26 protein-coding genes are annotated in these 22,750 nt (G+C 62.2%); 16 read left to right on the top strand and 10 right to left on the bottom strand.

The window, feature by feature from the left end; translation table 11 throughout:
- Positions 1-841: 841 nt before the first annotated feature.
- The 4 genes from Q0L30_RS25825 (at position 842) to Q0L30_RS24685 (ending at position 3,125) form a co-directional block, all read left to right on the top strand.
- Positions 842-1,270, top strand: coding sequence for a hypothetical protein (locus tag Q0L30_RS25825; protein ID WP_367277864.1), 429 nt, complete (start codon positions 842-844; stop codon positions 1,268-1,270).
- Between the two features lie 165 nt (positions 1,271-1,435).
- Positions 1,436-2,143, top strand: coding sequence for a succinate dehydrogenase/fumarate reductase iron-sulfur subunit (locus tag Q0L30_RS24675; protein WP_296663211.1), 708 nt, complete (start codon positions 1,436-1,438; stop codon positions 2,141-2,143).
- Between the two features lie 69 nt (positions 2,144-2,212).
- The gene (locus Q0L30_RS24680; protein WP_296663213.1) at positions 2,213-2,566 is read left to right on the top strand and encodes a carboxymuconolactone decarboxylase family protein; all 354 of its coding nucleotides are present in this window, start codon (positions 2,213-2,215) and stop codon (positions 2,564-2,566) included.
- Entirely contained in the window at positions 2,550-3,125 is a 576-nt protein-coding gene (locus Q0L30_RS24685; RefSeq protein WP_296663216.1) for a hemerythrin domain-containing protein, read from the top strand. Before Q0L30_RS24680 ends, Q0L30_RS24685 begins: the two co-directional genes overlap by 17 nt.
- Positions 3,126-3,293: 168 nt before the next feature.
- Here Q0L30_RS24685 and Q0L30_RS24690 read toward each other — a convergent pair whose 3' ends face one another.
- From Q0L30_RS24690 to Q0L30_RS24710, 5 genes are read right to left on the bottom strand one after another with little or no spacing between them, the layout of a single operon-like run.
- On the bottom strand, positions 3,294-4,043 hold the full coding sequence (locus tag Q0L30_RS24690) for an ABC transporter ATP-binding protein (RefSeq protein ID WP_296663218.1): 750 nt from the start codon (positions 4,041-4,043) through the stop codon (positions 3,294-3,296).
- The gene (locus Q0L30_RS24695; protein ID WP_296663221.1) at positions 4,040-4,777 is read right to left on the bottom strand and encodes an ABC transporter ATP-binding protein; all 738 of its coding nucleotides are present in this window, start codon (positions 4,775-4,777) and stop codon (positions 4,040-4,042) included. Before Q0L30_RS24695 ends, Q0L30_RS24690 begins: the two co-directional genes overlap by 4 nt.
- Positions 4,778-4,784: 7 nt before the next feature.
- Complete coding sequence (locus Q0L30_RS24700) at positions 4,785-5,720, bottom strand: branched-chain amino acid ABC transporter permease (RefSeq protein WP_296663224.1); 936 nt, start codon at positions 5,718-5,720, stop codon at positions 4,785-4,787.
- 8 nt (positions 5,721-5,728) lie between these two features.
- The gene (locus tag Q0L30_RS24705) at positions 5,729-6,592 is read right to left on the bottom strand and encodes a branched-chain amino acid ABC transporter permease (protein WP_296663226.1); all 864 of its coding nucleotides are present in this window, start codon (positions 6,590-6,592) and stop codon (positions 5,729-5,731) included.
- A gap of 51 nt (positions 6,593-6,643) precedes the next feature.
- Positions 6,644-7,786 carry an amino acid ABC transporter substrate-binding protein gene (locus Q0L30_RS24710; RefSeq protein ID WP_296663229.1) on the bottom strand — a complete coding sequence of 381 codons (1,143 nt, stop codon included), beginning with the start codon at positions 7,784-7,786 and terminating at the stop codon, positions 6,644-6,646.
- Here Q0L30_RS24710 and Q0L30_RS24715 point away from each other — a divergent pair.
- From Q0L30_RS24715 to Q0L30_RS24730, 4 genes are all read left to right on the top strand, one after another.
- Positions 7,785-8,006 (top strand): hypothetical protein, encoded by a 222-nt coding sequence (locus tag Q0L30_RS24715; RefSeq protein ID WP_296663232.1) that lies wholly within the window; start codon positions 7,785-7,787, stop codon positions 8,004-8,006. The genes Q0L30_RS24710 and Q0L30_RS24715 overlap by 2 nt on opposite strands.
- Before the next feature lie 204 nt (positions 8,007-8,210).
- Entirely contained in the window at positions 8,211-8,579 is a 369-nt protein-coding gene (locus tag Q0L30_RS24720) for a cupin domain-containing protein (RefSeq protein ID WP_296663236.1), read from the top strand.
- A 191-nt stretch (positions 8,580-8,770) separates the two neighbouring features.
- Positions 8,771-9,649: an ADP-polyphosphate phosphotransferase gene (locus Q0L30_RS24725; protein ID WP_296663688.1), complete on the top strand. Its 879-nt coding sequence runs from the start codon at positions 8,771-8,773 to the stop codon at positions 9,647-9,649.
- A 173-nt stretch (positions 9,650-9,822) separates the two neighbouring features.
- Positions 9,823-10,530 (top strand): SDR family oxidoreductase, encoded by a 708-nt coding sequence (locus tag Q0L30_RS24730; protein WP_296663238.1) that lies wholly within the window; start codon positions 9,823-9,825, stop codon positions 10,528-10,530.
- 63 nt (positions 10,531-10,593) lie between these two features.
- On the opposite strand, the gene Q0L30_RS24735 is transcribed toward Q0L30_RS24730, so the two are convergent.
- Complete coding sequence (locus Q0L30_RS24735) at positions 10,594-11,547, bottom strand: LysR family transcriptional regulator (RefSeq protein WP_296663241.1); 954 nt, start codon at positions 11,545-11,547, stop codon at positions 10,594-10,596.
- 204 nt (positions 11,548-11,751) lie between these two features.
- On the opposite strand from Q0L30_RS24735, the gene Q0L30_RS24740 reads away from it, so the two are divergent.
- Positions 11,752-12,216 (top strand): RidA family protein, encoded by a 465-nt coding sequence (locus Q0L30_RS24740; protein ID WP_296663244.1) that lies wholly within the window; start codon positions 11,752-11,754, stop codon positions 12,214-12,216.
- Positions 12,217-12,355: 139 nt separating this feature from the next.
- Here the strand turns inward: Q0L30_RS24740 and Q0L30_RS24745 are convergent, their stop codons facing one another.
- The 4 genes from Q0L30_RS24745 to Q0L30_RS24760 all read right to left on the bottom strand — a co-directional run bounded on the left by Q0L30_RS24745 (position 12,356) and on the right by Q0L30_RS24760 (position 15,988).
- Positions 12,356-13,453 (bottom strand): nitronate monooxygenase family protein, encoded by a 1,098-nt coding sequence (locus Q0L30_RS24745; protein ID WP_296663247.1) that lies wholly within the window; start codon positions 13,451-13,453, stop codon positions 12,356-12,358.
- A gap of 44 nt (positions 13,454-13,497) precedes the next feature.
- The gene (locus Q0L30_RS24750; RefSeq protein WP_296663716.1) at positions 13,498-13,737 is read right to left on the bottom strand and encodes a hypothetical protein; all 240 of its coding nucleotides are present in this window, start codon (positions 13,735-13,737) and stop codon (positions 13,498-13,500) included.
- Positions 13,734-14,942, bottom strand: coding sequence for a YbfB/YjiJ family MFS transporter (locus Q0L30_RS24755; protein ID WP_296663249.1), 1,209 nt, complete (start codon positions 14,940-14,942; stop codon positions 13,734-13,736). The genes Q0L30_RS24750 and Q0L30_RS24755 overlap by 4 nt, the downstream gene beginning before the upstream one ends.
- Positions 14,943-15,061: 119 nt before the next feature.
- Positions 15,062-15,988: a LysR family transcriptional regulator gene (locus Q0L30_RS24760; protein ID WP_296663252.1), complete on the bottom strand. Its 927-nt coding sequence runs from the start codon at positions 15,986-15,988 to the stop codon at positions 15,062-15,064.
- Positions 15,989-16,763: 775 nt separating this feature from the next.
- Between Q0L30_RS24760 and Q0L30_RS24765 the strand changes: the two genes are divergently transcribed.
- The 7 genes from Q0L30_RS24765 (at position 16,764) to Q0L30_RS24795 (ending at position 22,570) form a co-directional block, all read left to right on the top strand.
- Positions 16,764-17,438 (top strand): c-type cytochrome, encoded by a 675-nt coding sequence (locus tag Q0L30_RS24765; RefSeq protein WP_296663690.1) that lies wholly within the window; start codon positions 16,764-16,766, stop codon positions 17,436-17,438.
- Between the two features lie 14 nt (positions 17,439-17,452).
- Positions 17,453-18,733 (top strand): cytochrome c, encoded by a 1,281-nt coding sequence (locus Q0L30_RS24770; RefSeq protein WP_367277865.1) that lies wholly within the window; start codon positions 17,453-17,455, stop codon positions 18,731-18,733.
- Positions 18,734-18,743: 10 nt separating this feature from the next.
- Positions 18,744-18,926 (top strand): hypothetical protein, encoded by a 183-nt coding sequence (locus Q0L30_RS24775; protein ID WP_296663254.1) that lies wholly within the window; start codon positions 18,744-18,746, stop codon positions 18,924-18,926.
- A 14-nt stretch (positions 18,927-18,940) separates the two neighbouring features.
- The gene (locus tag Q0L30_RS24780) at positions 18,941-19,513 is read left to right on the top strand and encodes a cytochrome C oxidase subunit II (protein WP_296663257.1); all 573 of its coding nucleotides are present in this window, start codon (positions 18,941-18,943) and stop codon (positions 19,511-19,513) included.
- Positions 19,503-21,128, top strand: a complete 1,626-nt coding sequence (locus tag Q0L30_RS24785; protein WP_296663259.1) for a cbb3-type cytochrome c oxidase subunit I — start codon at positions 19,503-19,505, stop codon at positions 21,126-21,128. Before Q0L30_RS24780 ends, Q0L30_RS24785 begins: the two co-directional genes overlap by 11 nt.
- Positions 21,125-21,913 (top strand): c-type cytochrome, encoded by a 789-nt coding sequence (locus Q0L30_RS24790; protein WP_296663262.1) that lies wholly within the window; start codon positions 21,125-21,127, stop codon positions 21,911-21,913. The genes Q0L30_RS24785 and Q0L30_RS24790 overlap by 4 nt, the downstream gene beginning before the upstream one ends.
- Positions 21,914-22,231: 318 nt before the next feature.
- Positions 22,232-22,570, top strand: a complete 339-nt coding sequence (locus tag Q0L30_RS24795; protein ID WP_296663264.1) for a cupin domain-containing protein — start codon at positions 22,232-22,234, stop codon at positions 22,568-22,570.
- Positions 22,571-22,750: the final 180 nt, after the last annotated feature.

Genomic DNA, 22,750 nt, shown 5'->3' on the forward strand with positions numbered 1-22,750 from the left:
TACGGCTGGGACATGCTGGTGGTCGCGCTTGTCGCACTCGCTTTCTACTACTGGGGCGTCAGCTCGGGCTACCGCACGCCGTACCTCAAGGAACGCGAGGAACACGACGAAGTGCTCGAAGGCATTGCCATGCACTGAGCGCCGACGATCGGCATTCTGCGAATGCCTGGTCACATCGTGAAACACGAGTGAGCCGCGTCAGCTTCGCAACGCTTTTCGATCTCCGATACAACGGAGAATTGGAACTTCGGCGTTGCAAGCTGGCGCGTTTCGCATTGGTGGAAACGTGCGGAGGCCAAGCCGAATTGATCGCACCGGCGACAACGACTCTCCCCCTTCACGCTCACACCGCGTTCAAGCAGCAACGCCTCGAAATCACGCAGGCGGAAGTTGAAGCGAAAGCTCCAGCGAACGGCTCAACTGATAATCGCCGCCGGATACCAGTACCCCTGGCAGGGCGATTTCACCCTCTTCATATCCACGTCTTCCGTCGCCGCTTCGCCAACGTAACAGTGTCCCACCGGGCGAAACGCCCGCTGACCGGCCAGCGGCGCATATACGGGTGTTCAAGCAGCGTTACCGCGGATTATCGGCCGATGTTCCGCCTCTAGGCACATTCATCACGGTGTGATATATGTTGACGCACCGAAGAACACGCTCATCGTCTCGAAGTTGTGCGAGGAGGCTATTGCGCCGCGCCGCATCAGACGAAACACACCATGGCTTCCGTCATGCCCGGCCGGCTTTCGCTGCGCCCTTCCATCGCTTCGATCAGGTCATCAGCGGGTTGTTTTGACCTTCAGGCAACCAGTGTTCTGGATGACCTCCCAAGGGGGATCAAATGCGGAGCGCAACTCAAGAGTCGTCGAGCGACCGGGAAGTCCACCCCCACTTTTTTCCCGTTTACCGAATTGGCACGCGCGATGCCACGCCTAGTTTCGCAGTGCGATATTCAACCGCAATCCGTCAACAGCAATGCGTCAACAGCATCGCGGCAAAGATTCTCGATAACGGCACACACGCAACAACTGCACTGAACGTTCACGCCATTTCCTGGAATGGAGGATCGATGAAATTTGACATACTCGAAAAGCTCGACGACGGCGACATACTTAAAATATCGAAGGCCGTCATTTCCGTTGACCCTGACGCCAAGGTGGATACGGATATGCGAGAGAATACGGTGAACGTAGAGTCATGGCTTTACCCTGAGGAATTCCTCGTTGCCTTTTACGAGGTCGGATATGACGTTCGAATAGCTCGACGCTAGCACCGCAGTGTTCGCTTACGTGCCGCGCGGCGACGGTTGGCTTGCTCGCCGGCGGGGCTTTCTCAACGCGATCGCTCATCCTCATGTCTATGATCGAGGGGAGTAGATCGACGCAGGGAACAGCGTGCACCAAAAGCGAAATCTCTTCCACTGAGGAGGTACATCGTGAGTGGTACAAGAATTTTCGAAATCTTCCGCTACGATCCCGACCGGGACTCCGCGCCGTACATGCAAAAGTACGAGATGGAGATCACCTCGGATGACCGGATGTTGCTTGACGTGCTTGTCCGGCTCAAGGCCCAGGACGAAACACTCAGTTTCCGGCGTTCGTGTCGTGAAGGCGTATGCGGCTCGGATGCGATGAACATCAACGGCAAGAACGGGCTCGCCTGCATCACCAACCTCAACGACGTTCCCCGCCATATCGTCCTGCGGCCGCTACCCGGCTTGCCCGTCGTTCGCGACCTGATCGTGGACATGACCGCGTTCTTCAAGCAGTACCACTCGATCAAACCCTACCTGATCAACAACACGCCCCCACCCGAGCGTGAAAGGCGCCAGACGCCAGAGGAACGCGATCAGCTCGACGGCCTCTACGAATGTATCCTGTGCTCGTGCTGTTCCAGCGCATGCCCCTCGTTCTGGTGGAATCCGGATAAATATGTCGGCCCTGCGGGCCTCCTTCAGGCCTACCGGTTTCTGGTCGATACCCGCGACGAGGCGACCGGCGAGCGACTCGACAACCTCGAAGATCCGTACCGCCTCTTTCGGTGCCGTTCAATACTGAACTGCGCGGACGTCTGCCCTAAAGGCCTGAATCCGGCCAGGGCGATAGGGCAAATCAAGACCATGCTTGCGCGCCGGACGATCTGAGTACGGCGTGCGAGGATATCGATTGCTAACGTTCGCATTTTTCGCAGAAGGTGAATGATGGAAAACTCAATGTATCCGCAACCAGGCCCGGAAATTGCGAAACGACGCCGGGAACTCGCACCAGAACCGCTCGCTGCATTCAGGGCTTTCAGTAGCAGCGTATTTGCAGACGGCGAGCTGCCGGTGAAGACAAAACAGCTCATCGCCGTGGCCGTCGCGCACGTGACGCAGTGCCCCTGGTGCATTCGTGGTCACACGAAAGAAGCCCTGAAAGCCGGCGCATCGGAGAAAGAAATCATGGAAGCGATCTGGGTCGCGGCCGAGATGCGTGCGGGCGCAGCTTACGCACATTCGGCGCTCGCACTCGATGTCATGAAAGAAGAGGCGCAATCGCGCGAGGCCAACCATGGCGAGCATCGTTGACAACCTGATCGCCGAGCACCGTCGTCTGGAGCGACTGGTTTGCCTGCTCGAGCGCCAATCGATACTTCGCGACGAACGGGCCGCGACGAACAGCGCACTGCTCGTGGATGCCCTGTATTACCTGACGCGCTTTCCCGATGTGAACCACCATGCCCTGGAGGACCGCATTATCGGCAAGCTGCTCGAAAAGCAGGCGCTGGATCCACAACTGGGCAACGAGCTGTCCGCCCAGCACGCGACACTGGCGCTTCTGGGGAACGAGTTGATTCGAGACCTCGAATCGATGGTGCGTGATGAAAATATGTCCAGAGACCTTCTGGAGTTTCGTATCCGGCTGTACGCGGAACGGCTGCGGCATAACATGGCGTTCGAAGAACTCACGATATTCCCGGCTGCGACGCGCCATCTGGATGCCGATGACTGGTCTTCAATTCGGCAGGCAAGCCCGGACCGGCCCGCCGACCCGCTTTTTCAGACACCGGTAAATGAGCGCTTCGTGCAGTTGCATCGCGTAATTGCGACCGAAGCCGATTGCGGATGCGAGGAAGGCGACGTGTAGAGCCCTGACTGCGAAGGCGGGACAGCATGCAGCCTGCGCGATCCCGCTTCAAGCCATGATCTATCTTTGAGCGCTTCTTGTTGCCGAATATCGATTAGCGGCCGGAAGAACACCCGTGCGAAGTTGGGTGGATAGTTGCGTGGATAGATGCGTGGACAGATACGCCCATCAAACACCGAGATACGCCGCCTGGATTTCCGGGTTGTTGAGCAGCGTCCCCGCCGGCCCTTCAAGCACAATGCGCCCCGTTTCGAGCACATAACCGCGATCGGCGTGCTCGAGCGCCAGGTGGACGTCCTGTTCGATCAGCAACACCGTCACACCGCTCGTGCGCACCTGTTGCAAAATCTCCATGAGCTGCAGCACCACGACCGGCGCAAGGCCGAGGCTCATCTCATCGACCATCAGCACGCGCGGCGAAGACATCAGCGCACGCGCCATCGCACACATCTGCTGTTCGCCACCCGACATGGTGCCGGCGATCTGGCGGCGACGTTCCTTCAAACGCGGGAACATCGCGTACATGCGCTCCAGATCGGTGGCAATTGCGCCCCGGTCGTTGCGCAGATTCGCGCCCATGAGCAGGTTGTCCTCGACCGTCATCTGGTCGAACAGCTGCCGCCCCTCGGGTAGCTGGGTGAGGCCGGCGCGAAAAATCTGGTCGCTCGTTGAGCCCGCAACGGACACGCCGTTGAACACGATGTCCCCTGAGCCGACCGGAATCAAGCCCGAGAGCGCGCGCAGCAGCGTGGTCTTGCCCGCGCCGTTACTGCCCACGAGTGCGACGAGTTCGCCAGCGTGCACGTCGAGCGACACGCCCGCGAGCACAGGCGCCTCGCCGTAACCCGCACTCAGATCCGTCACATGAAGCAGCGGCATCGCGCCCGTTGCACGGCTGTCGGCCACGATCGCATTCATGATTTGCGCTTCCCCAGATAAGCCTCGATCACCGCCGGATCGCTCAGTACGGCATCGCTCGTCCCTTCCGCGATGCGCTCACCGTGGTGCAACACCATCACACGATCGCTCAGGCTGCGTACCGCCTTCATGACGTGCTCGATCACGAGGATGCTCAAACCCTCGCCACGCAGCGACCGGATGACATCGATCACTTCATCGATCTCGACCAGATTCAGCCCCGCCATTACCTCATCGAGCAGCAACATGCGCGGCGACATGGCGAGCGCCTTGGCCAGTTCGAGCCGCTTGCGATCGGGGCCGCCGAGATCGTCGGCACGCTGGTCGACGCGCTTTGCCAGGCCCACGCGGTCAAGGCAGGCACGCGCTGCCTCGCGTGCCTGCGCGAGCACCTTCGTGTTCGTGCGGCCGAACAGCGCGCCAATCGCCACGTTATCGAGCACCGACAATCCGGGAAAGGGCCGCATGATCTGGAAGGTACGGCCAATTCCCTGGTGTGCGCGCCGGAATGCCGGGAGATGAACGATACTGCGCCCCTCGAAAACGATACTGCCCTCGCTGGGTGCGATCGTGCCCGAGATCATGCTCAACAACGTGGTCTTGCCTGCACCGTTGGGGCCGATGAGCCCGAGCACTTCGCCGTGCCCGAGCGTGAAGCTCACGTCCTTCACCGCCGTCAGGCCTGCGAAACGGCGCGTGAGGTTGCGCACTTCGAGAATAGGTTCGCCGCTCATGACGCACTCACAGTTTGTTGCGGCGGATGTTGTCCGCGAAATAGCCGAGACCGAGGCGCGCAATGCGCTGACGCAGATCCGCGAGACCGCGCGGCATCGCCACCACCGCGAGAACGATGACGACGCCGAAAAACAGTGCCGCGATGCTCGTGACCTTGGCGGCAAGCACCTCCGAAATGGCGGACAGCAGGAAAGCGCCGACCACCGGCCCGAACACGGTTCCCGGCCCGCCGAACACGGTCATGATGATCATCTTCACGTTGAGCGTGAGATCGAATGCACCGGCGGGATCGAGGAAGGTAATCCAGTACGCGTGCACACCGCCCGCGAGACCGGCGAATACCCCTGCGATCACGAAGGCCAGCACCTTGTACAACGTGGTGTTGATGCCCATAACCGCCGCGGCGCCCTCATTCTCGCGGATCGCGATCAGGCCATAACCGAAGCGGCTGCGCGAGAGCCACCACACCGTCGCCGTCGCCGCGACCAGCAGGCCCAGGGCAGTTTCGTAGAACAGCAGATTATTGTTCAGCATCGGCAACACCAGGCCGATATTGGCGCCGGCGAAGCCGATATTCGAGACGATTGCGCCCGCAACCTGTGCGAGCCCGAGCGTTGCAATGGCGAAGTAGTGACCCTTCAGGCGCAACACGGGAACGCCAATCAGCAATGCGAACGCCACGCAGAACACCACGCCGAGCGCCATGCCCGCCACGAAAGGCAGATTCAGTTGCACCATGGCGATCGCCACGCCATACGCGCCCAATCCGTAAAAGGCCGATTGCCCGAACGACGCGTAGCCTGTGTAGCCGCCGAGGATATTCCAGCTCTGCGCGAGTGTGGCGAGCAGTAACGCATCGATCCCGAATTGCAGCAGAATGTCGGATCCCCACCAGGGCAGCGCGATCAGTGCGACCAGCAGCACCGGCCACAGCCACTTCATCAACATCCTCATACCGTCCGCCCCAGCAGCCCCGTGGGCCGCACAATCAGAACCAGCACCAGCAAACCGAAGCTCACCGCATCGACGAAGGTCGACCCCAGCCACAGCGACGTAAACGCCTCGACGATACCGAGCACCAGCCCGCCGACGATCACGCCGAGCGGAGACTCGAGACCGCCAATGATCGAAATGGCAAAGCACTTGGCGGTGAGCGTCGCGCCGATATAGGGATTGAGCTGCGAGACCATGCCGTACAAGCCGCCGGCCACCCCGGCGAGCGCCGCGCCCATGGCGAAGGTCAGTGCATAGAGATTGCGCGGCTCGACACCATAGAGACGCGCTGCCACGAGGTTTTGTGCCGTGGCCCGGATGCGCCGGCCCATGCGCGTTTGCAACAGCAGCGCCCAGATTCCGAGCGTCAATGCAATGGCGATGACGAAGGCGCTCAGGTTCACCAACGGCAGCGTGACCCCGGCGAATGCCACGTTGCGGCCGGCGTAAGACGGATTGATCGTGCGAAAATCCGCGCTGAAAATGATTTGCGCGAGATAGGTCAGCACCACGTTGAGACCAAAGGTGATCAGCAGCGTATTGAACATCGGCCCGCGAATCACGAGGTTCAGTATCCCTCGCTGGATCGCGTAGCCGATGACGAACAATACCAGTGCCGCCACCGGCAACAGCACGAACGGATCGATGCCCGTCTGCGTATAGAGCACCCACACCACGTAACCGCCCAGCATGATGAAAGCGCCGTGTGCAAGGTTGACAATGTTGAGCACGCCCCATACGAGCGACAGCCCCAGTGCCATCAGCGCAAACAGACCTCCTTGCAGCACCCCGTTAAGCAATACTTGAAACAGCAGTTGCATCGATCCCTCTCGGTGGCAGACCGGGTATAAGCGCGGGTATTGGCGAGGGTATTAGCGTTTGTCCCACGGCTGCATCGGATAGAGCGGCTGCGCGAGGAACTTGTTGGAGTAGATCGCTTTCACCCCGCCGTTCTGCACCTGAATGACCTGTTGCGGCAGGCTGATCTGGCCGTTGTCGGCGAACTTGATCTGACCGTAAAGGCTGGGGAAATCCACCTTGGCCAGTGCATCGCGCACCTTCTTCGGTTCGACGGAACCAGCCGCTTCGATTGCATGGACCAGCGCCTCCACGTCGGCCACACCACTGGCAGCGTGATAGTCGGGCTCGTAGTTGTACTTTGCCTTCCATGCCTTCGCGAACTGATCCGCGTCACCGAACCAGGCGTCCTTTTGCTGTGCCGAAGGCATCCACGAGGTCATACCGAACGCGTAATTGGCATCGGCGCCAATCGACTTGCGAAAATCCGCGCTGGGTACGCCAACGGTGAAGGAATACAGCATCGGCGAGTAATTCAGGCTCTTGGCCTGGCGGATGAAGTTCAGAACCTCCGTTTCGTGGCCTGCCACAAGCACGGATTGCACCTGCTTGTCCTTCAACTGCGCGATGATCGAACCAAAATCCGATGAATTCGATGCGTATTTTTGCTCGAAGACCAGATCGAGACCGCCCTGCTTCAGTTGCGGCCGCGTACCGTTGGCCACCGAAACGTCGAAGGCATCGTCGGCGAACAGCAACGCGACCTTGGTCGGCACCGGCTTGAGTTCCTTGAGCATCGCGATCGTCGAGCCGAAATAGTCGCTCGCGGCGGGCAGCGTGCCGAATACGTACTTGAATTTGCGCGCAAAGATCTGGTCGGAAGCGCCGCCGCCCTGCACCATCGGCACTTCGTATTTCTCGGAGACCGCCGAGTCAGCAAGCGCGAAATTGCTCGCGAATGGCCCGAGCAGCAGATTGACCTTGTCCTGGCTGACGAGCTGCACATACTGGCGCACGCTGAGATTCAGATCCGACTGATTGTCGTAAACCTTGAGCGCGAGCTTCTCCTTTTTGCCGCCTACATTCACGCCGCCGGCGGCGTTGATCTTGTCGATCGCGAAATTGTAGGCATCGACGTAATAGCGGCCCGTATTGGCGTCCGATCCCGTTTGCTGTACCGACGCACCCAGCACGATATCGGCACGGGCCTGCATCATGCTGAAACAGCAAAGGGCAGCTGCGCTGGCGACCTTGAAGTTCATTGTCTCGTCTCCTCGTTTATCCGAATTCGAGGCCCCGCTCGCTGATTTTAATCAAATACGACTTCGCGAGATGGATCGCCTCGTTTCAGAACGTATCCCGGTTACGTTCCGCACCTGCTGCAGGGTGACCGGTGCGATGACGCGGGCTGTCGCGATCCAGATCAACCTTATTTGAAGTGGTTAATTCATGTTGGGATGGAGGTTACGAAGATGGAACGGCAACAGCTAGCCAGGACAATTACCTGGGTCGAGGTGTCACACATGAGACAAACATCTGTCACGCTCCAGCGGAGCCTGGCTCGACGCTGCGCGGGGTTCGGGACTAGCATGAGAAACCGGCAATCGCGAACGTACGCGAAACGTCCCGAGGAGGTGCCTCATGAAATGTCTGCGCATCTACGCCGACGCCAATGGCGAGTCCCATTTCGAGGATCGGGATATTCCGCTCACGCCGCTCGAATTGTTTCCCGGCATCCCGCCAATTTATCTGTCGGCATGGGAACCGGCGAAATCAGTGCGATTCGGCTGGGTGCCTGCCGGCCTGAAAGTGGCGGACTGGCATACCACGCCGGTCCGTCAATTCGTCATCTGGCTGACGGGCTGGGTCGAGTTCGAGACGAGCGATGGTGACTGCCGACACTGCGAGCCTGGCACGGTCGTGCTCGTGGAGGACACAATCGGCAAAGGCCATCGCTCGCGGCATTCCGACGAGGGGCAGTTCAACGTGTTCATCCCGCTCGGGGATTGATCGCGGTTGCAGCGTTAAGCGCCGCCATGCTGCCCCGGCGTCTTTCAGGTTCCGGTTGCACCGCCGGACATAAGGCGCCCTTCAGGGCCGGCTCAGATCAACCGGTTTCGGATCAACGCCTCGAACGTCGAATGATGCTAGGCTTAAAAGCCTGTTCCCGCTCGCAACGATGTCACCCTCGAAGAGGCTTCATGAAAATTCATTCCGATGATTTCCGGGTACGCGAAGGTCAAACCATCGAACTCAAGAAATGGCCGACACGCATCAAGCCCCTGTGCGAATCGAAGGATGAGTATCGAACGTCAATGGCCGAGCACGTCAAAAAGCTGAGTGAACATCAACAGAAACTTTATGCCGACAATCGCTTCGCGGTGCTGTTTGTTTTTCAGGCGATGGATGCCGCCGGCAAAGATGGTTGCATCAAACACGTCATGTCCGGCGTCAATCCGCAAGGATGCCAGGTGTTCAGCTTCAAGCATCCGAGCGCGCAGGAGCTTCAGCACGATTTCCTTTGGCGCACCGCCCGCGACCTGCCGGAGCGCGGCCGTATCGGCATCTTCAACCGCTCGTATTACGAGGAAGTGCTGGTCGTACGCGTCCATCCGGACATACTGAGCGGCGAAGGCCTGTCGCCCGAAGCCGGATCGGGTAAATCCCTCTGGAACGGACGCTATCGTTCGATCTCCGAGTTCGAAGCGCATCTTTACCGCAACGACACGCGTATCGTGAAGTTTTTTCTTCACCTGTCGAAGGAAGAGCAGCGCAAGCGTTTCATCGAACGCATCGACGATCCGAACAAGAACTGGAAGTTCAGTGCATTCGACATGGAAGAACGGAAGTATTGGGCGAACTACGTGGACGCCTACGAAAGATGTCTCTCCACAACCAGCACGGAGCAGTCGCCCTGGTACATCGTCCCTGCGGACGACAAGGATGACGCCCGGCTAATCGTTTCCCAGATCATCCTCGATACGCTCGGCGCGCTGAAACTGAGCTACCCGGATACCACCGCGGACCGGCATGCGGAGCTGCTGAAGATCCGCGAGCAATTGATGAACGAGACAACGTAGCGCCAACCGCGTTGCGGTCCATGGCGTGCGGCGCTCAATTGTTCCTGTAGCGCAAGACTCTTTGTCCATGGTGGGTGTTCGAAGTCGCAAGGGATGCGTCTAGAGTGGCTCTCCATCGAATCCGTCGATTCGACCGGCCGCGAAGCCGGGTCACTCACTCTGCGAGACACATCATGAGCACTTCCAGGGTCATCATCGTCACGGGCGCGTCGCAAGGCATCGGCGCGGAAACCGTCAAGGCGTTTCGCGCGCAAGGTCATCGCGTTGTCGCGACCGCGCGTTCGATTACGCCGACGATCGAATCCGATTACATCGCCATCGCAGGCGATATCGCCGATCCGGCCACCGCACGCCGCGTGGTCAATGCCGCAGTCGAACATTTCGGTCGCGTCGACACGCTCGTCAACAACGCGGGCGTCTTCATCGCCAAACCTTTCACGCAATACACCGCTGAGGATTACGCGGCCATCACGAGCGTCAATCTGAACGGCTTCTTCTACATCACGCAGTCTGCCATTGCTGCGATGCAGAAGCACGGCAGCGGCCACGTCGTCTCCGTGACGACGACGCTTGCCGAGCAGGCGAACAGCAATGTGCCTTCGGTGCTCGCCTCGCTCACCAAGGGCGGTTTGAATGCGGCCACGAAATCGCTGGCGATCGAATACGCCCGCGCCGGCATTCGCGCCAACGTCGTTTCGCCGGGCATCATCAAGTCGCCGATGCATCCGGTCGCAGCGCACGAAACGCTCGCGGCGCTGCATCCGGTTGGCCGCATGGGCGAGATGAGCGATATCGTCAACGCGATCCTTTATCTTGACGCGGCACCGTTCGTGACGGGCGAAATCCTGCACGTCGACGGCGGCCAGAGCGCCGGTCACTGAGCCAGTCGGCAGGCACGCGCACCATCGCGCCCCGCCGCCGCAACGGCGGCGAGGCGCGTACGGTCATGCACGCTTGCGCGGCGCCCGGGGCGCCAGCTTGCCAGCGGGTTGCACCAGTTGCTCGACGAGAAAGTCCACGAATGCCCTCACCCGCGACGATAAATAACGTCCGTGCGGATACAACAGGATGAACGGCCGCGAACGCCCGCCGTGTTCGCCCAGCACTTCGACTAGCCGTCCCTCGCGCAAATCCTCTTCCACGATAAAGCGATACGTCTGGAACAATCCCGCACCGCTGCGCGCGAGCGTGACGCCTGCGAGCGCGTCGCCCGAGGTTCCGAAACTGCCTTTGGTCACGACGTCGATTTCGCCGGAAGCGTCGGCGAACGTCCATGCAAGGTTGCGTCCGCTGCTCGGCAATTCGAACTGGATGCATTCGTGCGCGGCGAGATCATCGAGGGATTGGGGAACGCCCGCGCGTTTCAGGTAAGCCGGTGCCGCCACAACGATCATTTCGGCGTCTTCGAGCTTGCGCGCGATAAGGTTCGAATCATCGGGCGCACGGCCACGTATCGCGAGATCGAAACCCTCGTCCGCGAAGTCGATGTTGCGATTGCTCAGATGCGCCTCGACCTGCACCTTCGGAAAACGCTCGCGAAACGCGGGCAAAAGCGGCAACACGCGGTAGTGGCCGTAGGGTGTCGGCATGCTGATCCGCAGCACGCCTGCGGGCGTCGTCTGCTGGCCCGTCACCTCGCGTTCAGCGTCGACAAGCTGCGAGAGCGCCTGGCGGCACTGTTCGAAGTAGCGCTGTCCCGCGTCGGTCAGGCGGATTTGACGCGTCGTGCGCACGAAGAGCCGTGCGCCCAGGCGCTCCTCCAGCCGCGCAACCGAGCGGCTCACCGCAGCCGGAGTGACGCTCGCCGCATTCGCCGCCAGCGTGAAGCTGCCCAGTTCCGCCGCAAGGCAAAAGAGTTCGATGCTGCCCAGCAGCAAGTCGTCGAATTTTCGTTGCATGCTGCGTCCTCCCCCTCTTCTTCTCACGCCATCGCGCAGCCTGGTGAGTCAGCCTGAAGCACCGCGCCGCATTCGTTACATCGTGTCGCGACAGATTCGCAGCAATGCCATTTACCTGCGTCCGTCGCGTGCGTACATTGGCTATCGGGCAATGCGGCACGCCATTCACTTCACGCTCACGACAGCATCGTCAAGGAGTACACCATGTCCATCGAACAGAAACTCGCCGACCTCGGCCTCACCTTGCCCGTCCCGCCGCAACCGCTCGGCAGCTATACGGCGACGAGCGAAGCCGGCAATCTGCTCTTCATCTCCGGCCAGGTGCCGCTCGTCGACGGCAAGCTGGCCTATACGGGACGCGTCGGCGAAGCCTTGACGGTCGAAGACGGCAAGCTCGCCGCCCGCATCACCGCGCTCAACGTGCTCGCGCAAATCAAGAAGCACCTGGGCGGTTTCGAGCGGCTGCATCACATTGTCCGAGTCGAAGGTCACGTGAGCAACGTCGACGGCTTCTACGACCAGCCTGCCGTACTCGACGGCGCATCGGATCTCTTCGCAGCGGTGCTCGGCGATAAGGCAGGCCACGCACGCTCAGCGTTCTCGCACACCCAGTTGCCCGCCAACGTGCCCGTCGAACTCGTCGTCATCGCGCAGATCCTGCCGCGATAACACCCAGGCTGCCGTCGGCCGGCCCGGCCCGGCGACGGCCTTGCGTACTTGCCCACCACAGCCAAAACCGCGCGTTCGATCCCATCGATGATTGGATGGACTCAAACGCGCGGGCGCGTCGCAAGACACACGCGACACGCTAGATCACGATCTCACGCATCTCGTTCACGCACGCGCGCATCTCTTCGTCGAGCTTCGCGACCAGCTCCGCCGCAGGCAACGCGCGCGAAAGCGCCGCAGCCTGCCCGGCCCATTGTGCGCCGTAGCCGAATTCGCCCTTCGCCTTGGCCGCCGCAATGAGCGCCTTGCCGATGTCGTAGGCAATCGGATACGCCGGAGTTTGCGGCGCGCGCGGATCGTCGCCGAGTTGGGTGAAGCGGTTCACGACGCTGCGTGCGGCCCGCCCGGAGATGGCCTTCGTGAAGGTCGTGTGCCGTGCCGAGTCGCCCAGCAGCGCCCGGCGATATCCCTCGTCGATCGGCGACTCCGCGGACGCGACGAACGCGGTTCCGAGCTGCGCGGCCTGCGCGCCGAGCGCGAGCACCGCAACGATGCCCGCGCCGTCCATGATGCCGCCCGCCGAGATGATGGGCAGATGAGACGAGCGAACGAGCAGCCGCGTGAGCGCGAACGTGCCGAGCCGGTCGTCGGCATCCGGATTGAAGACGCCGCGATGGCCGCCCGCCTCGATGCCCTGCGCGACGATCGCATCGACACCCGCTGCTTCCACCTGTCGGGCTTCATCGAGGTTCGTTGCGCCTGCAAACAGCGTGATGCCCGCCTGCTTGAGTTCGGCGATCACGTTGGCCGGCGGCAGCCCGAAGTGGAAGCTGACCACCGCGGGCTTCTCCTCGATCAGCACTTTCTGCATCTCGCGGTCCACGAGGAAGCTCTGATTGATTTCAGCCATCGCGGCGGGCGGCGTCGCGCCGTATTTCTCGAACACGGGCGCGAGCCAGTTCGTCCATGCGCGCTCGACTGCCTCGTTCGCTTGCGCGGGCTGATGGCAGAAAACGTTGACGTTGAATGGCTTGTCGGTCAGCGCACGCGTCGCGCGAATGGCCGTGCGCGCACGCTCGGCATTACTGCCACCGAAGCCGAGCGAGCCGAGCCCGCCCGCGTTCGAGACGGCCGCCGCCAGCTCGGGCGTGCTTACGCCCGCCATGGGCGCCTGAATAATCGGCTTCTCGATGCCCAGCAGAGTCAGCAAGGTTCGCTTGCCGGATGATTGGCTCATTTGTCCTTCTCCTCGAATAAAGGTCCGCTTTTCACTGGCAGCGGCTACCGTCCGCGCGCCCACTGCGCGAGTCCGGCACACGCAACGAGTCGCGCAGCCGTGACGAAAAACACCGAATGCAAGCCGAGATGCACGCCGCGATTCACGCCGCGATTCACGCCGATCACGCCGCCCGCGAGCGGCATCCGTGCGGCGATTATCGCCTTCGACGCCGACGCATAGCCGCCCACGAGTCCGGCGTTGAGTGCATATCCGGCCGACGACGCAGAGGCCGGCGTGTTCATTCGGCCCTCAACGCGCCGAACAGATCGACGGCCAGTGCGACGACCAGCGCAACCGCACCGATGACGAACAGCATCGTGTAATCGCCGCCGGTTTTGGAGAACACGAACGAGAGGCCGTAGGCGGCGACCGCCTGCATGATGGCGAAGCTCGTCGTCGCGCGGCTCCAGGCGGCCTTGATCTCGGACGGGTGATGCATGAGCAGCTCGTTTGCGCGGCCAAGCGCGAGCGGGACGATGCCCGGCGTGAACGCGCCGACCACAACACTCGATACCATGAGTCCGACCGGCCCGAGGCCAAGCGCGGGAATCGCAACCGCCGCGGCCTGCAAGAGCCAGGCGGCGCGCAGCGCGGCGCGAAAACCCGCACGATCGGCGAGATGGCCGCACGCGAGCGGCCCGATGATCGCGCCGATTCCATACAAGACCCAGTACTGCGCGCCTGCGTCGACACCCTTGCCGAGTCCGCGCGCCACGTAGTCCACGAGAAAGATCATGTGCGGCACGAGACCCACGGCGTTCAGACCGTACTCGATATAGAGCAGGCGGACGCCCTTCGCGGGAAACGTTCGCGCATGAGCATGCGCGTGGTGCGCCGCCGCCGCGTGAACCGGTGCGTCGGCTTCCGGCCAGCCGTTCCAGGCGACCATCGTCAGCAGCAGCGAAACGACGGCGAGGCCCAGCCAGGTCGCGGTCAGTCCGTGGCGCAGCAGAATCGGTACGATGGTTCCCGATGCCGCAATGCCTAGCCCGATCCCCGTGAAGATCCCGCCGCTCGCGAAGCCGCGGCGCGACGGCGGCACGTGGGCGAGGATCGTCGGCGCAGCCAGCACCATCAGCGCGCCGCCCGATACGCCCGAAACGAAGCGCCAGAGAAAGAACCACAAGAACGAAACGGGCGCGGCGCACGCGACGAAAGCAATCGTCGCGAGCAGCATCAGCGCGCGCAGCACCGTCGCGGGCTTCGCCCAGCGAGCCAGTTGTCCGGCCACGAGCGCACCGGCCAGATAACCGCCGAGGTTCGCCGCGCCCAGATACGCCGCTGTCGTCGCGGGAAACCAGTGCGCGCCGATGATCGCGGGCAAAAGCGGCGTATACGCAAACCGCGCGAGGCCGATGCCGATCAGACTCGCCCCGGCGCCGGAAACGGTGGCGCGCCAGACGTTGAAAGGCGTCGCTGCGCGTGATGGGATTGCTGCGGGCTGCATGTGGCTCTCCGTGCCATTGGCGCCGCTCGGGGCGCTCGTCGTCGATGAGACCGAGTCTAGATTGGTGCTGGAATAGGGGGAATCCCCGCTATCCGGAAGCCATTCTTCCGCGCGGCGGTTCAATCGCGGTTGGTGACGCGCTGCAATTCAGCGAAGTGCGCGCGCAGGCGCGGCGTCGCAAAATCGACGAACGCGCGCACCTTCGGCACAGCAAGCCGGCCGAACGGTGTCAGCAGATGAATCGGCAAAGGCGCGTGCTCGCTGTCGCGCAGGACGATCTTGAGCGCACCCGTCCGCACGTGTTCGGCGACGTGATAGGAAAAGACGCGCGTGACGCCCTGACCGGCCACGGCCGAAGCCAACGCACCGCGGATCGTGTTGACGATGAAGCGCGGCGCGAACTGGACGACCTGCGGAATCGCCGCGCGGCCCTCGGTCGGAAAGCTCCACGAATCCAGCCCGAAGTGCGTCATGGAGATGATCCGGTGCTCGGCGAGATCGGCGGGCTCGTGGATGGCGGGATGGGTGGCCAGATAGCCGGGCGACGCCACCACCACGCGCCGCACTTCGCCGATGGGAACCGCCACCAGCGTCGAATCGGTGAGATGCGCGAAGCGCAGGGCCACGTCGATGCCCTCGTCGATCAGGCTCACTGGACGGTCGAGCAGTTGCAGACGGATCGACACCTCCGGGTGGCGGTCGATGAATTCGTCGAGCAGCGGGCGCAGCACGTCTTCACCGGCGGCGACCGGCGCGGTCACGTTGAGGAGGCCGCGCGGCGCGGAGCGCTCGTCCGCCACCAGCATGTCGGCTTCTTCGAGATCCGCGAGGATGCGCCGGCAGGCCAGCGCGTAACGCTCGCCCGCCTCGCTGAGCTTGATCGTGCGCGTCGTGCGATAGAGCAGCGGCGTGCCGGTATGCGCTTCGAGGAACGCGATGGCCCGGCTCACCGCCGCGGGCGAGCGGCCCAGCCGTCGGCCAGCGCCCGCAAGACTGTTTTCGTCCAGTGCGGCGATGAATACCTTCATCGCATCGATTCGATCCATATTGTGTCGTCGCTGACAGGGCCCGATGGAGTCTAACCCAAGGCGAACCCGCACCCCACCGCTGCCCCTGGCGAACGTGTGGTCGGCATTTGTCAGATGTATGGCGAATGTATGGCCGATTATTTGACGGATATCACGCTTTTCAGGTCTGGCATTACAAATAACAAACTGTCTGGCGACGTCGATGCGTAATACCTAACATGACCAATAAGTCCATAGCCCGGTCGCAGCCGGTTGACAGGTTCCCTGAGTCAAATACGTGTAACACTGATATGAATGCAGTGAGCATTTGGCTGATCGGGCAATTTTCAGCGCAAGAAGCCGGATTTTTTGCGCCGACATGCATGCTGCAAGGCAGCGTCAACAATCTGTTAACTATGCGGTTGGGATGCGGCGGATCAATGCCGGTAACGGGTGCGCAGGGTGCGGCAAATAGTTGCATCGCAATAAACGGCCCATTTCGGCGAAACTCGCACACGGCGTCCGGTACACAACTAATACGTAAGCGAACGTTTCTGGGTACGCTATATAGTGTTTGCAAACATAAAGCGATGATCTACCGCACGGCGATAGCGTTTTGTCTTTTTCGCATTACGTTCTACCGCTAAATGTCAAATTTCTCGGATAATGTTTCACAGCAAACACGCAACAAAAACGGAACTAAACACATAGCGTGATGGGGCGCAGCGCTTCTTCGAAACGCGGTTGCATCAGGCTTTGTGCCATCACAACCCTTGCGAGGGCATCTTTGAGAAAACAAATCAGCCTGTTAGTCATGGCGCTGCTTGGTCCGTGCGCGCCGCTCCTCGCGGCGCAACCGCCTACGGAGCGCGCACCTGACACGATGCAGGCACGCGTGCTCGGATGTGCCGCCTGTCATGGCGAGCATGGCGAGGGCACCGATAACGACTACTTCCCCCGTCTCGCCGGCAAGCCCGCGGGATACCTCTACAACCAGCTGATCGCGTTCCGCGACGGTGGACGCAGTTATCCGCCGATGAATTATCTGCTCGCGTATCTGCCCGACGACTACCTCAAGTCCGTCGCCGAGCACTTCGCGCAGGAGCGCCCGCCCTACCCGGCGCCCGCCCAGCCGAAGGTCGATGCAGCGACGCTCGCACTCGGCGAGCAGCTCGTGAAGCACGGCGCACCGGATCGCAAGATACCGGCCTGCGCAGCCTGCCACGGCGACACGCTCACGGGTATGCGTCCGGCGATTCCGGGCCTCGTTGGCCTGCATGCTGATTACATCAGCGCACAACTGGGCGCATTCCGGTTCGGCACGCGCCGCACCGCAAGCCCCAACTGTATGCACGACATCACCTCGCACCTCGCGGACCGCGAAATCACGGCGATCTCAGCATGGCTCGCCGCCCAGCCCGCACCTGCGGATCCGACGCCTGCGGCGCCTTCGCACCTGCCGCTCGAATGCGGCAGCGTTCCTAACTAAGCCGAGGCCTCGACGTGCGAAAACTTCGATCCCTCATCCCGTTCGTCCTCGCAACGCTGTGCGCGAGCACGGCGCCCGTGCACGCCCAGCCCGCCGCACCCGCCGCGTCCACCACCGGCAGCCACGCTGAAGTCATCGCGCGCGGCGAGTACCTCGCCCGCGCGGGCGACTGTATCGCGTGTCACACGGTCCCCGGCCAGAAGCTGTTCGGCGGCGGCCGCGCGATGGAAACGCCGTTCGGCACGCTGTACACGCCGAACATCTCGTCGGACAAGACGAACGGCATCGGTGCCTGGAGCGCCAACGACTTCTACACCATGCTGCACGACGGCAAGTCGCGCGACGGCTCGCTGCTTTATCCGGCCATGCCCTTCGCGTCGTACACGAAGGTCACCCGTGCCGACTCCGATGCGATCTACGCGTATCTGATGTCGACCGCGCCGGTGAGCCAGCCGAACCGCGAGCACGACATGCGCTTCCCGTATAACGAGCGCTCCCTGCTGCTCGGCTGGCGCACGCTGTTCTTCCGGCCCGGCGAATACAAGGCCGATCCCACGCAGTCGGTGGAATGGAACCGCGGCGCTTACCTCGTCGAAGGCCTCGGGCACTGCACGATGTGCCACACGGCCATCAACGCGCTCGGCGGCAATTCGCCGTCGAAGCGGTTCGAGGGCGGCCTGATCCCGATGCAGAACTGGTACGCACCGTCGCTCACGTCGAACAAGGAAGCGGGCCTCGGCGAGTGGAGCATCGACGACATCGTCGGACTGCTGCACGCCGGCGTGTCGAGTCGCGGCGCCGTGTACGGGCCGATGGCGGAAGTCGTCTACGACAGCTTCCAGTACCTCTCCGAAGACGACGTGCGCGCTGTCGCGGTCTATCTGAAGTCGCTGCCGGGTCACTCGGGCGAAGTCGATACGTCGCCGCGCAGCAGCTTCGTCACCGAAGAAGCGAACCGCCTCGCGCCGCTCGGCAAGAAGATCTACGACGCGCAATGCGCGGCCTGCCACGCGACGGACGGCCGGGGCAAGCCGCCGAGCTTCCCGCCGCTCGCAGCCAACCAGTCGATTCAGATGAATTCGGCCGTGAACCCGATCCGCATGGTGCTCAACGGCGGCTATCCGCCCGGCACCCACAAGAACCCGACGCCCTATGGCATGCCGCCGTTCGCCCAGTTGCTCTCCGATGAGGAAGTCGCAGCCGTGGTGACGTACATCCGCACGGCATGGGGAAATTACGGCACGCCGGTATCCGACCGCGAAGTCAACGCGTTGCGCTCGGCGCCGCTCTTCTGAGGCATTCACGATGATCGAAACTCCTGTACCAGAAATTCCGGGCGGTCCTCCCCAGGACCAGCGCGTCGATGAAATCGTGCAGCGCGGGCCGGGCGGCGCGCTCGCCCTCGCCGGTATCGCGACGGCCATCGTGTTCGCACTCTGGTTTATTTTCTATTTCGTCATTTTCTTGCCTCGCGGCATTATTCAATAACCTGAGCCGGGTCCATGTCGAACCAAATCGATTCCCACGCCAGCGCCGAAGTCGCGGCCCGCGTGGAGCGCCGCTGGGCGGTGCTCATGGTCGCGCTTGTGTGCGTGCTCATCGCGATGACGGTCTTTACCGGCCTGCATTGGGCGATGATGCCGCCCTCGCGCGTCGAAACCATTAACCCGGCCACGCTGCACGTGTCGGGCGAGTTTGTCGAATCGAACCTCGGTAGCGCAGTCGAAACCGACGGTTCGGTCACGGTGCGTCTCATCGCCCAGCAATACTCGTTCACGCCGCAATGTCTGGTTGTGCCCGCGGGCGTGCCGGTCACGTTTCGCGCAACGAGCGCCGACGTCGTGCACGGCTTTCTCATTACCGATACCAACCTGAACTCGATGGTCGAACCCGGCTACGTATCCACGTTCCGCACGGAATTCAGCCAGCCCGCCGATCACCTCATGCCCTGCCACGAGTATTGCGGCACGGGACACCAGGGCATGTGGGCGCACGTCAAGGTCATCGACAAGGACACATTCATGAAGATGGCAACCCAGGCCGGAAACGCGCGGAGACTCAGCTGTGTTAAATAACAAGCGACTCATACTGTCTCACTTCTGGCTCGCGTTCATCGTATTCGGCGTTGCGCTCCTGCTCGGCGCGTGGCAGATGTATGTCCGCAGCCCGCTGCATCCGTGGATCCATGACCCCGAGCTGTACTACCGCTCGGTCACCGAACACGGCACCGTGATGGGCTACGCGTTTCCGACGCTGATCGCGATGGGCTTCGGCTACGCCGTCACCGAACTCGCGCTCAAGCGGCCGCTCATCGGCGTGGGCTGGGCATGGCTCGGCTTCATCCTGCTCGCGCTCGGCGCCGTCACGGCGACCGTGCCGGTCTCGCTGGGCCTCGCTTCCGTGCTCTACACGTTCTATCCGCCGATGATCGGCAACGTGTTCTACTACCTCGGCGTCGTGCTCGTGGTGGTGGGCTCGTGGATCTGGGTTGCGCTGATGGGCGTGAACTTCTCCGCATGGAAGCGCGACAACCCGGGCAAGCCGGTGCCGCTCGCCATGTTCGCCACCACCGCGGGCGCGTTCCTGTGGGGCTGGACGGCCGTCGGCGCCGCGCTCGAAGTGCTGTTCCAGATCCTGCCGGTGGCATTCGGCTGGCGCACGACCATCGACGCGGGTCTGGCACGCGTGTTCTTCTCCTGGACGCTGCACGCGATCGTCTACTTCTGGCTGATGCCCGCGTACATCGCGTACTACACGATCGTGCCGCGTGCGATCGGCGGCCGGCTGTACAGCGATTCGATGGCGCGCATCTCGTTCGTCATGTTCCTCGTCATCGCGATGCCGATCGGCATGCACCACCTGTTCGCCGATCCGCAAGTGGGTTCGGGCTTCAAGTTCGTGCAGTCGGTGTTCACGGCGCTCGTTTCGGTGCCGACGCTGCTGACCGTCTTCACGATCTGCGCTTCCGTCGAAATCGCGGGACGCCTGCGCGGCGGCAAGGGCACCTTCGGCTGGATCGCGAAGCTGCCCTGGAAAAACCCGCAGATGCTGGCTGTGGCGCTCTCGTTCGTCATGCTCGGCTTCGGCGGCGCCGGCGGCCTCATCAACATGAGCTACCAGCTCGACCAGCCGATCCACAACACGCAGTGGATCACGGGCCACTTCCACCTGATCTACGGCGGCGCGATCGTCATCATGTACTTCGCGATCGCCTACGATCTGTGGCCGCACCTGACGGGCCGCGCGCTCGCCAACTGGCGCCTCATGCGCTGGCAGCTGTGGCTGTGGTTCATCGGCATGATCGTCACGACGTTCCCGTGGCACCTCGTGGGCCTGATGGGTATGCCGCGCCGCATGGCCTATTTCGACTACACGAACCCGGCCATCGCGCCGCAGGCCATCCTTGTGGTGATGTCGGTGTTCGGCGGACTGATCCTCGTGGCCTCGGCAATCCTGTTCTTCGTCGTGCTGATTCAGGGCCACCGCAGCCCGAAGGTGGAACACGAGGAATACCGCTTCAGCACGCCGGTTCACGAATCGCCGAAGTTGCCTGTCGCACTTAACAGCGTCGCACTGTGGATCGTGCTCATGATCGCGCTGACCGTTACCAACTATGGGTTCCCGATCGCTCAGCTGCTCTCGCACGGCGATACGAACGTGCCCGCTATCCGGATTGGAGCGCAACGATGAATGAAGAATCGCTGTTCTCCCTGAAGAACGCGTGGTTCCGCGCGGCGGTCGGTTTGACGATCGTGTGCTTCGTCATCTCGGCACTGATCGGCTTTGTGTGGCTGCCTTCCGTGAAGAGCGATCCGCAGTTCCAGGGCATCTGGAACGCGATCTGCAGCGCGGCAGGCGTACCGCGCCAGTGGCACCCGGTCGAATCGGCAGTCCCGCCGACCGTCAAGCTGAGCCGCGTCGAACTCGAGTCGCATCTGTTCGACGACGCCTCGGGCCTGTCGATCGGACGCGGCGCGACGCTCGCGCTGCGCTGCACGATGTGCCACGGTCCGCACGGCATTAGCGAAGCGAATTCGCCGAATCTTGCCGGACAGTCCGCCACCGTCGTGTACAAGCAGTTGCAGGACTTCCAGAGCGGCGCGCGCGTCAGCGCCGTCATGTCGCCGATGTCACGCGACCTCTCCGATCAGGACATGCGCGACATCGCCGTCTACTACGCGTCGCTGAAGCCCGCTGCGCCCGTGCGCGGCGATGCGCCCGCGATCGTCGCGGTCGGTGCGCCGCTGCGCAACATCCCGGCGTGCGCGTCGTGTCACGGCGGCGTCGATCACAAGATCGGCAGCCCGTGGCTCGACGGACTGCCCGCGGCCTATGTCAAGGCACAGCTGGCGGCGTTCGCCGACGGCTCGCGGCACAACGATATCTCCGAGCAAATGCGCAATATCGCGCGCAACATGACGCCCGAAGAGATCGCCGCGGCAGCGGCCTGGTACGCCGGGCAGCCGCACCCCTGATCCCGCGCGGCATGCCGCGCCGGTATCGAGGATGAGCAGGGCACGATTTCCACACAGAACAGCGTGACTGGAATCGTGCCCTGCTGTTTTATCTTTCGCTTTACGCCTCGCTTCGCCTCTCGGTTTATCTCCCGACATCCGGCACATCCCGCACATCCGGCAAGAAGCAAATCCGACTCACGTTGCAGCGCTTCGCAAACAACGCGAAGATCACACTTACCGCTACACTTGTTTCGTGCGCGCGCAACGCGCTGTTTTTTTTGCCGGCCATCGGTGCGCACAGCACAACAGGCCGGTGTCATCCAATGAGAGACTCTTATGGCCATTCCGCATGCAACACCTGGCGAGCCGTTCGATGTGCGGCCGCTCGGCAACGCGCTTAAAGACGCGAAGTCCACAACGCTGATCCGTGGCAACCAGCTCGAAGTCATCCGGCTCGTGCTGCCCGCAGGCAAGCACGTCTCCGAGCACCAGGCGCCCGGGGAAGTCACCGTGCAATGTGTGGAGGGTTTGGTGCGCTTCATCGTGAAGGGTGAACCGCGCACGATCCACGCAGGCGACATGCTGCTGCTCGAAGCAGGAACGCCGCATGCGCTGGAGGCGCTCGACAGCGCGTCGCTGATCGTGACGATCCGTCTCGCAACCGACAAGGCCTAAATCCGATCGCAGCCTGCGGTCTGCGTTTTGTGTGAGTTTCGTGCGCGTTTTGTGCACATTCGATCCGCCTGTCACGCGAACAGATGGCGAAGCGGGCTTCGCCGTCGTCGCAATTCCGGAGCCGCTGGCCCGCCCGGCACGGCTATTGCACTCTCTCGCGCACGAGCTATAACAGAATCG

This window comes from Paraburkholderia sp., from assembly GCF_024281035.1.
Taxonomy (GTDB): Bacteria; Pseudomonadota; Gammaproteobacteria; order Burkholderiales; family Burkholderiaceae; genus Paraburkholderia.

Coding starts and splice junctions, on each gene's coding strand:
- Q0L30_RS24705 (WP_296663226.1), bottom strand. CDS start 6,592: ATGCAACTGCTGTTTCAAGTATTGCTTAACGGGGTGCTGCAAGGAGGT.
- Q0L30_RS24710 (WP_296663229.1), bottom strand. CDS start 7,786: ATGATGCAGGCCCGTGCCGATATCGTGCTGGGTGCGTCGGTACAGCAA.
- Q0L30_RS24745 (WP_296663247.1), bottom strand. CDS start 13,453: ATGAGCCAATCATCCGGCAAGCGAACCTTGCTGACTCTGCTGGGCATC.
- Q0L30_RS24680 (WP_296663213.1), top strand. CDS start 2,213: ATGTATCCGCAACCAGGCCCGGAAATTGCGAAACGACGCCGGGAACTC.
- Q0L30_RS24720 (WP_296663236.1), top strand. CDS start 8,211: ATGAAATGTCTGCGCATCTACGCCGACGCCAATGGCGAGTCCCATTTC.
- Q0L30_RS24775 (WP_296663254.1), top strand. CDS start 18,744: ATGATCGAAACTCCTGTACCAGAAATTCCGGGCGGTCCTCCCCAGGAC.
- Q0L30_RS24725 (WP_296663688.1), top strand. CDS start 8,771: ATGAAAATTCATTCCGATGATTTCCGGGTACGCGAAGGTCAAACCATC.
- Q0L30_RS24795 (WP_296663264.1), top strand. CDS start 22,232: ATGGCCATTCCGCATGCAACACCTGGCGAGCCGTTCGATGTGCGGCCG.
- Q0L30_RS24730 (WP_296663238.1), top strand. CDS start 9,823: ATGAGCACTTCCAGGGTCATCATCGTCACGGGCGCGTCGCAAGGCATC.
- Q0L30_RS24685 (WP_296663216.1), top strand. CDS start 2,550: ATGGCGAGCATCGTTGACAACCTGATCGCCGAGCACCGTCGTCTGGAG.
- Q0L30_RS24690 (WP_296663218.1), bottom strand. CDS start 4,043: ATGAATGCGATCGTGGCCGACAGCCGTGCAACGGGCGCGATGCCGCTG.
- Q0L30_RS24740 (WP_296663244.1), top strand. CDS start 11,752: ATGTCCATCGAACAGAAACTCGCCGACCTCGGCCTCACCTTGCCCGTC.
- Q0L30_RS24735 (WP_296663241.1), bottom strand. CDS start 11,547: ATGCAACGAAAATTCGACGACTTGCTGCTGGGCAGCATCGAACTCTTT.
- Q0L30_RS24765 (WP_296663690.1), top strand. CDS start 16,764: ATGGCGCTGCTTGGTCCGTGCGCGCCGCTCCTCGCGGCGCAACCGCCT.
- Q0L30_RS24695 (WP_296663221.1), bottom strand. CDS start 4,777: ATGAGCGGCGAACCTATTCTCGAAGTGCGCAACCTCACGCGCCGTTTC.
- Q0L30_RS24700 (WP_296663224.1), bottom strand. CDS start 5,720: ATGAAGTGGCTGTGGCCGGTGCTGCTGGTCGCACTGATCGCGCTGCCC.
- Q0L30_RS24780 (WP_296663257.1), top strand. CDS start 18,941: ATGTCGAACCAAATCGATTCCCACGCCAGCGCCGAAGTCGCGGCCCGC.
- Q0L30_RS25825 (WP_367277864.1), top strand. CDS start 842: ATGCGGAGCGCAACTCAAGAGTCGTCGAGCGACCGGGAAGTCCACCCC.
- Q0L30_RS24750 (WP_296663716.1), bottom strand. CDS start 13,737: ATGAACACGCCGGCCTCTGCGTCGTCGGCCGGATATGCACTCAACGCC.
- Q0L30_RS24755 (WP_296663249.1), bottom strand. CDS start 14,942: ATGCAGCCCGCAGCAATCCCATCACGCGCAGCGACGCCTTTCAACGTC.
- Q0L30_RS24790 (WP_296663262.1), top strand. CDS start 21,125: ATGAATGAAGAATCGCTGTTCTCCCTGAAGAACGCGTGGTTCCGCGCG.
- Q0L30_RS24760 (WP_296663252.1), bottom strand. CDS start 15,988: ATGGATCGAATCGATGCGATGAAGGTATTCATCGCCGCACTGGACGAA.
- Q0L30_RS24715 (WP_296663232.1), top strand. CDS start 7,785: ATGCTGAAACAGCAAAGGGCAGCTGCGCTGGCGACCTTGAAGTTCATT.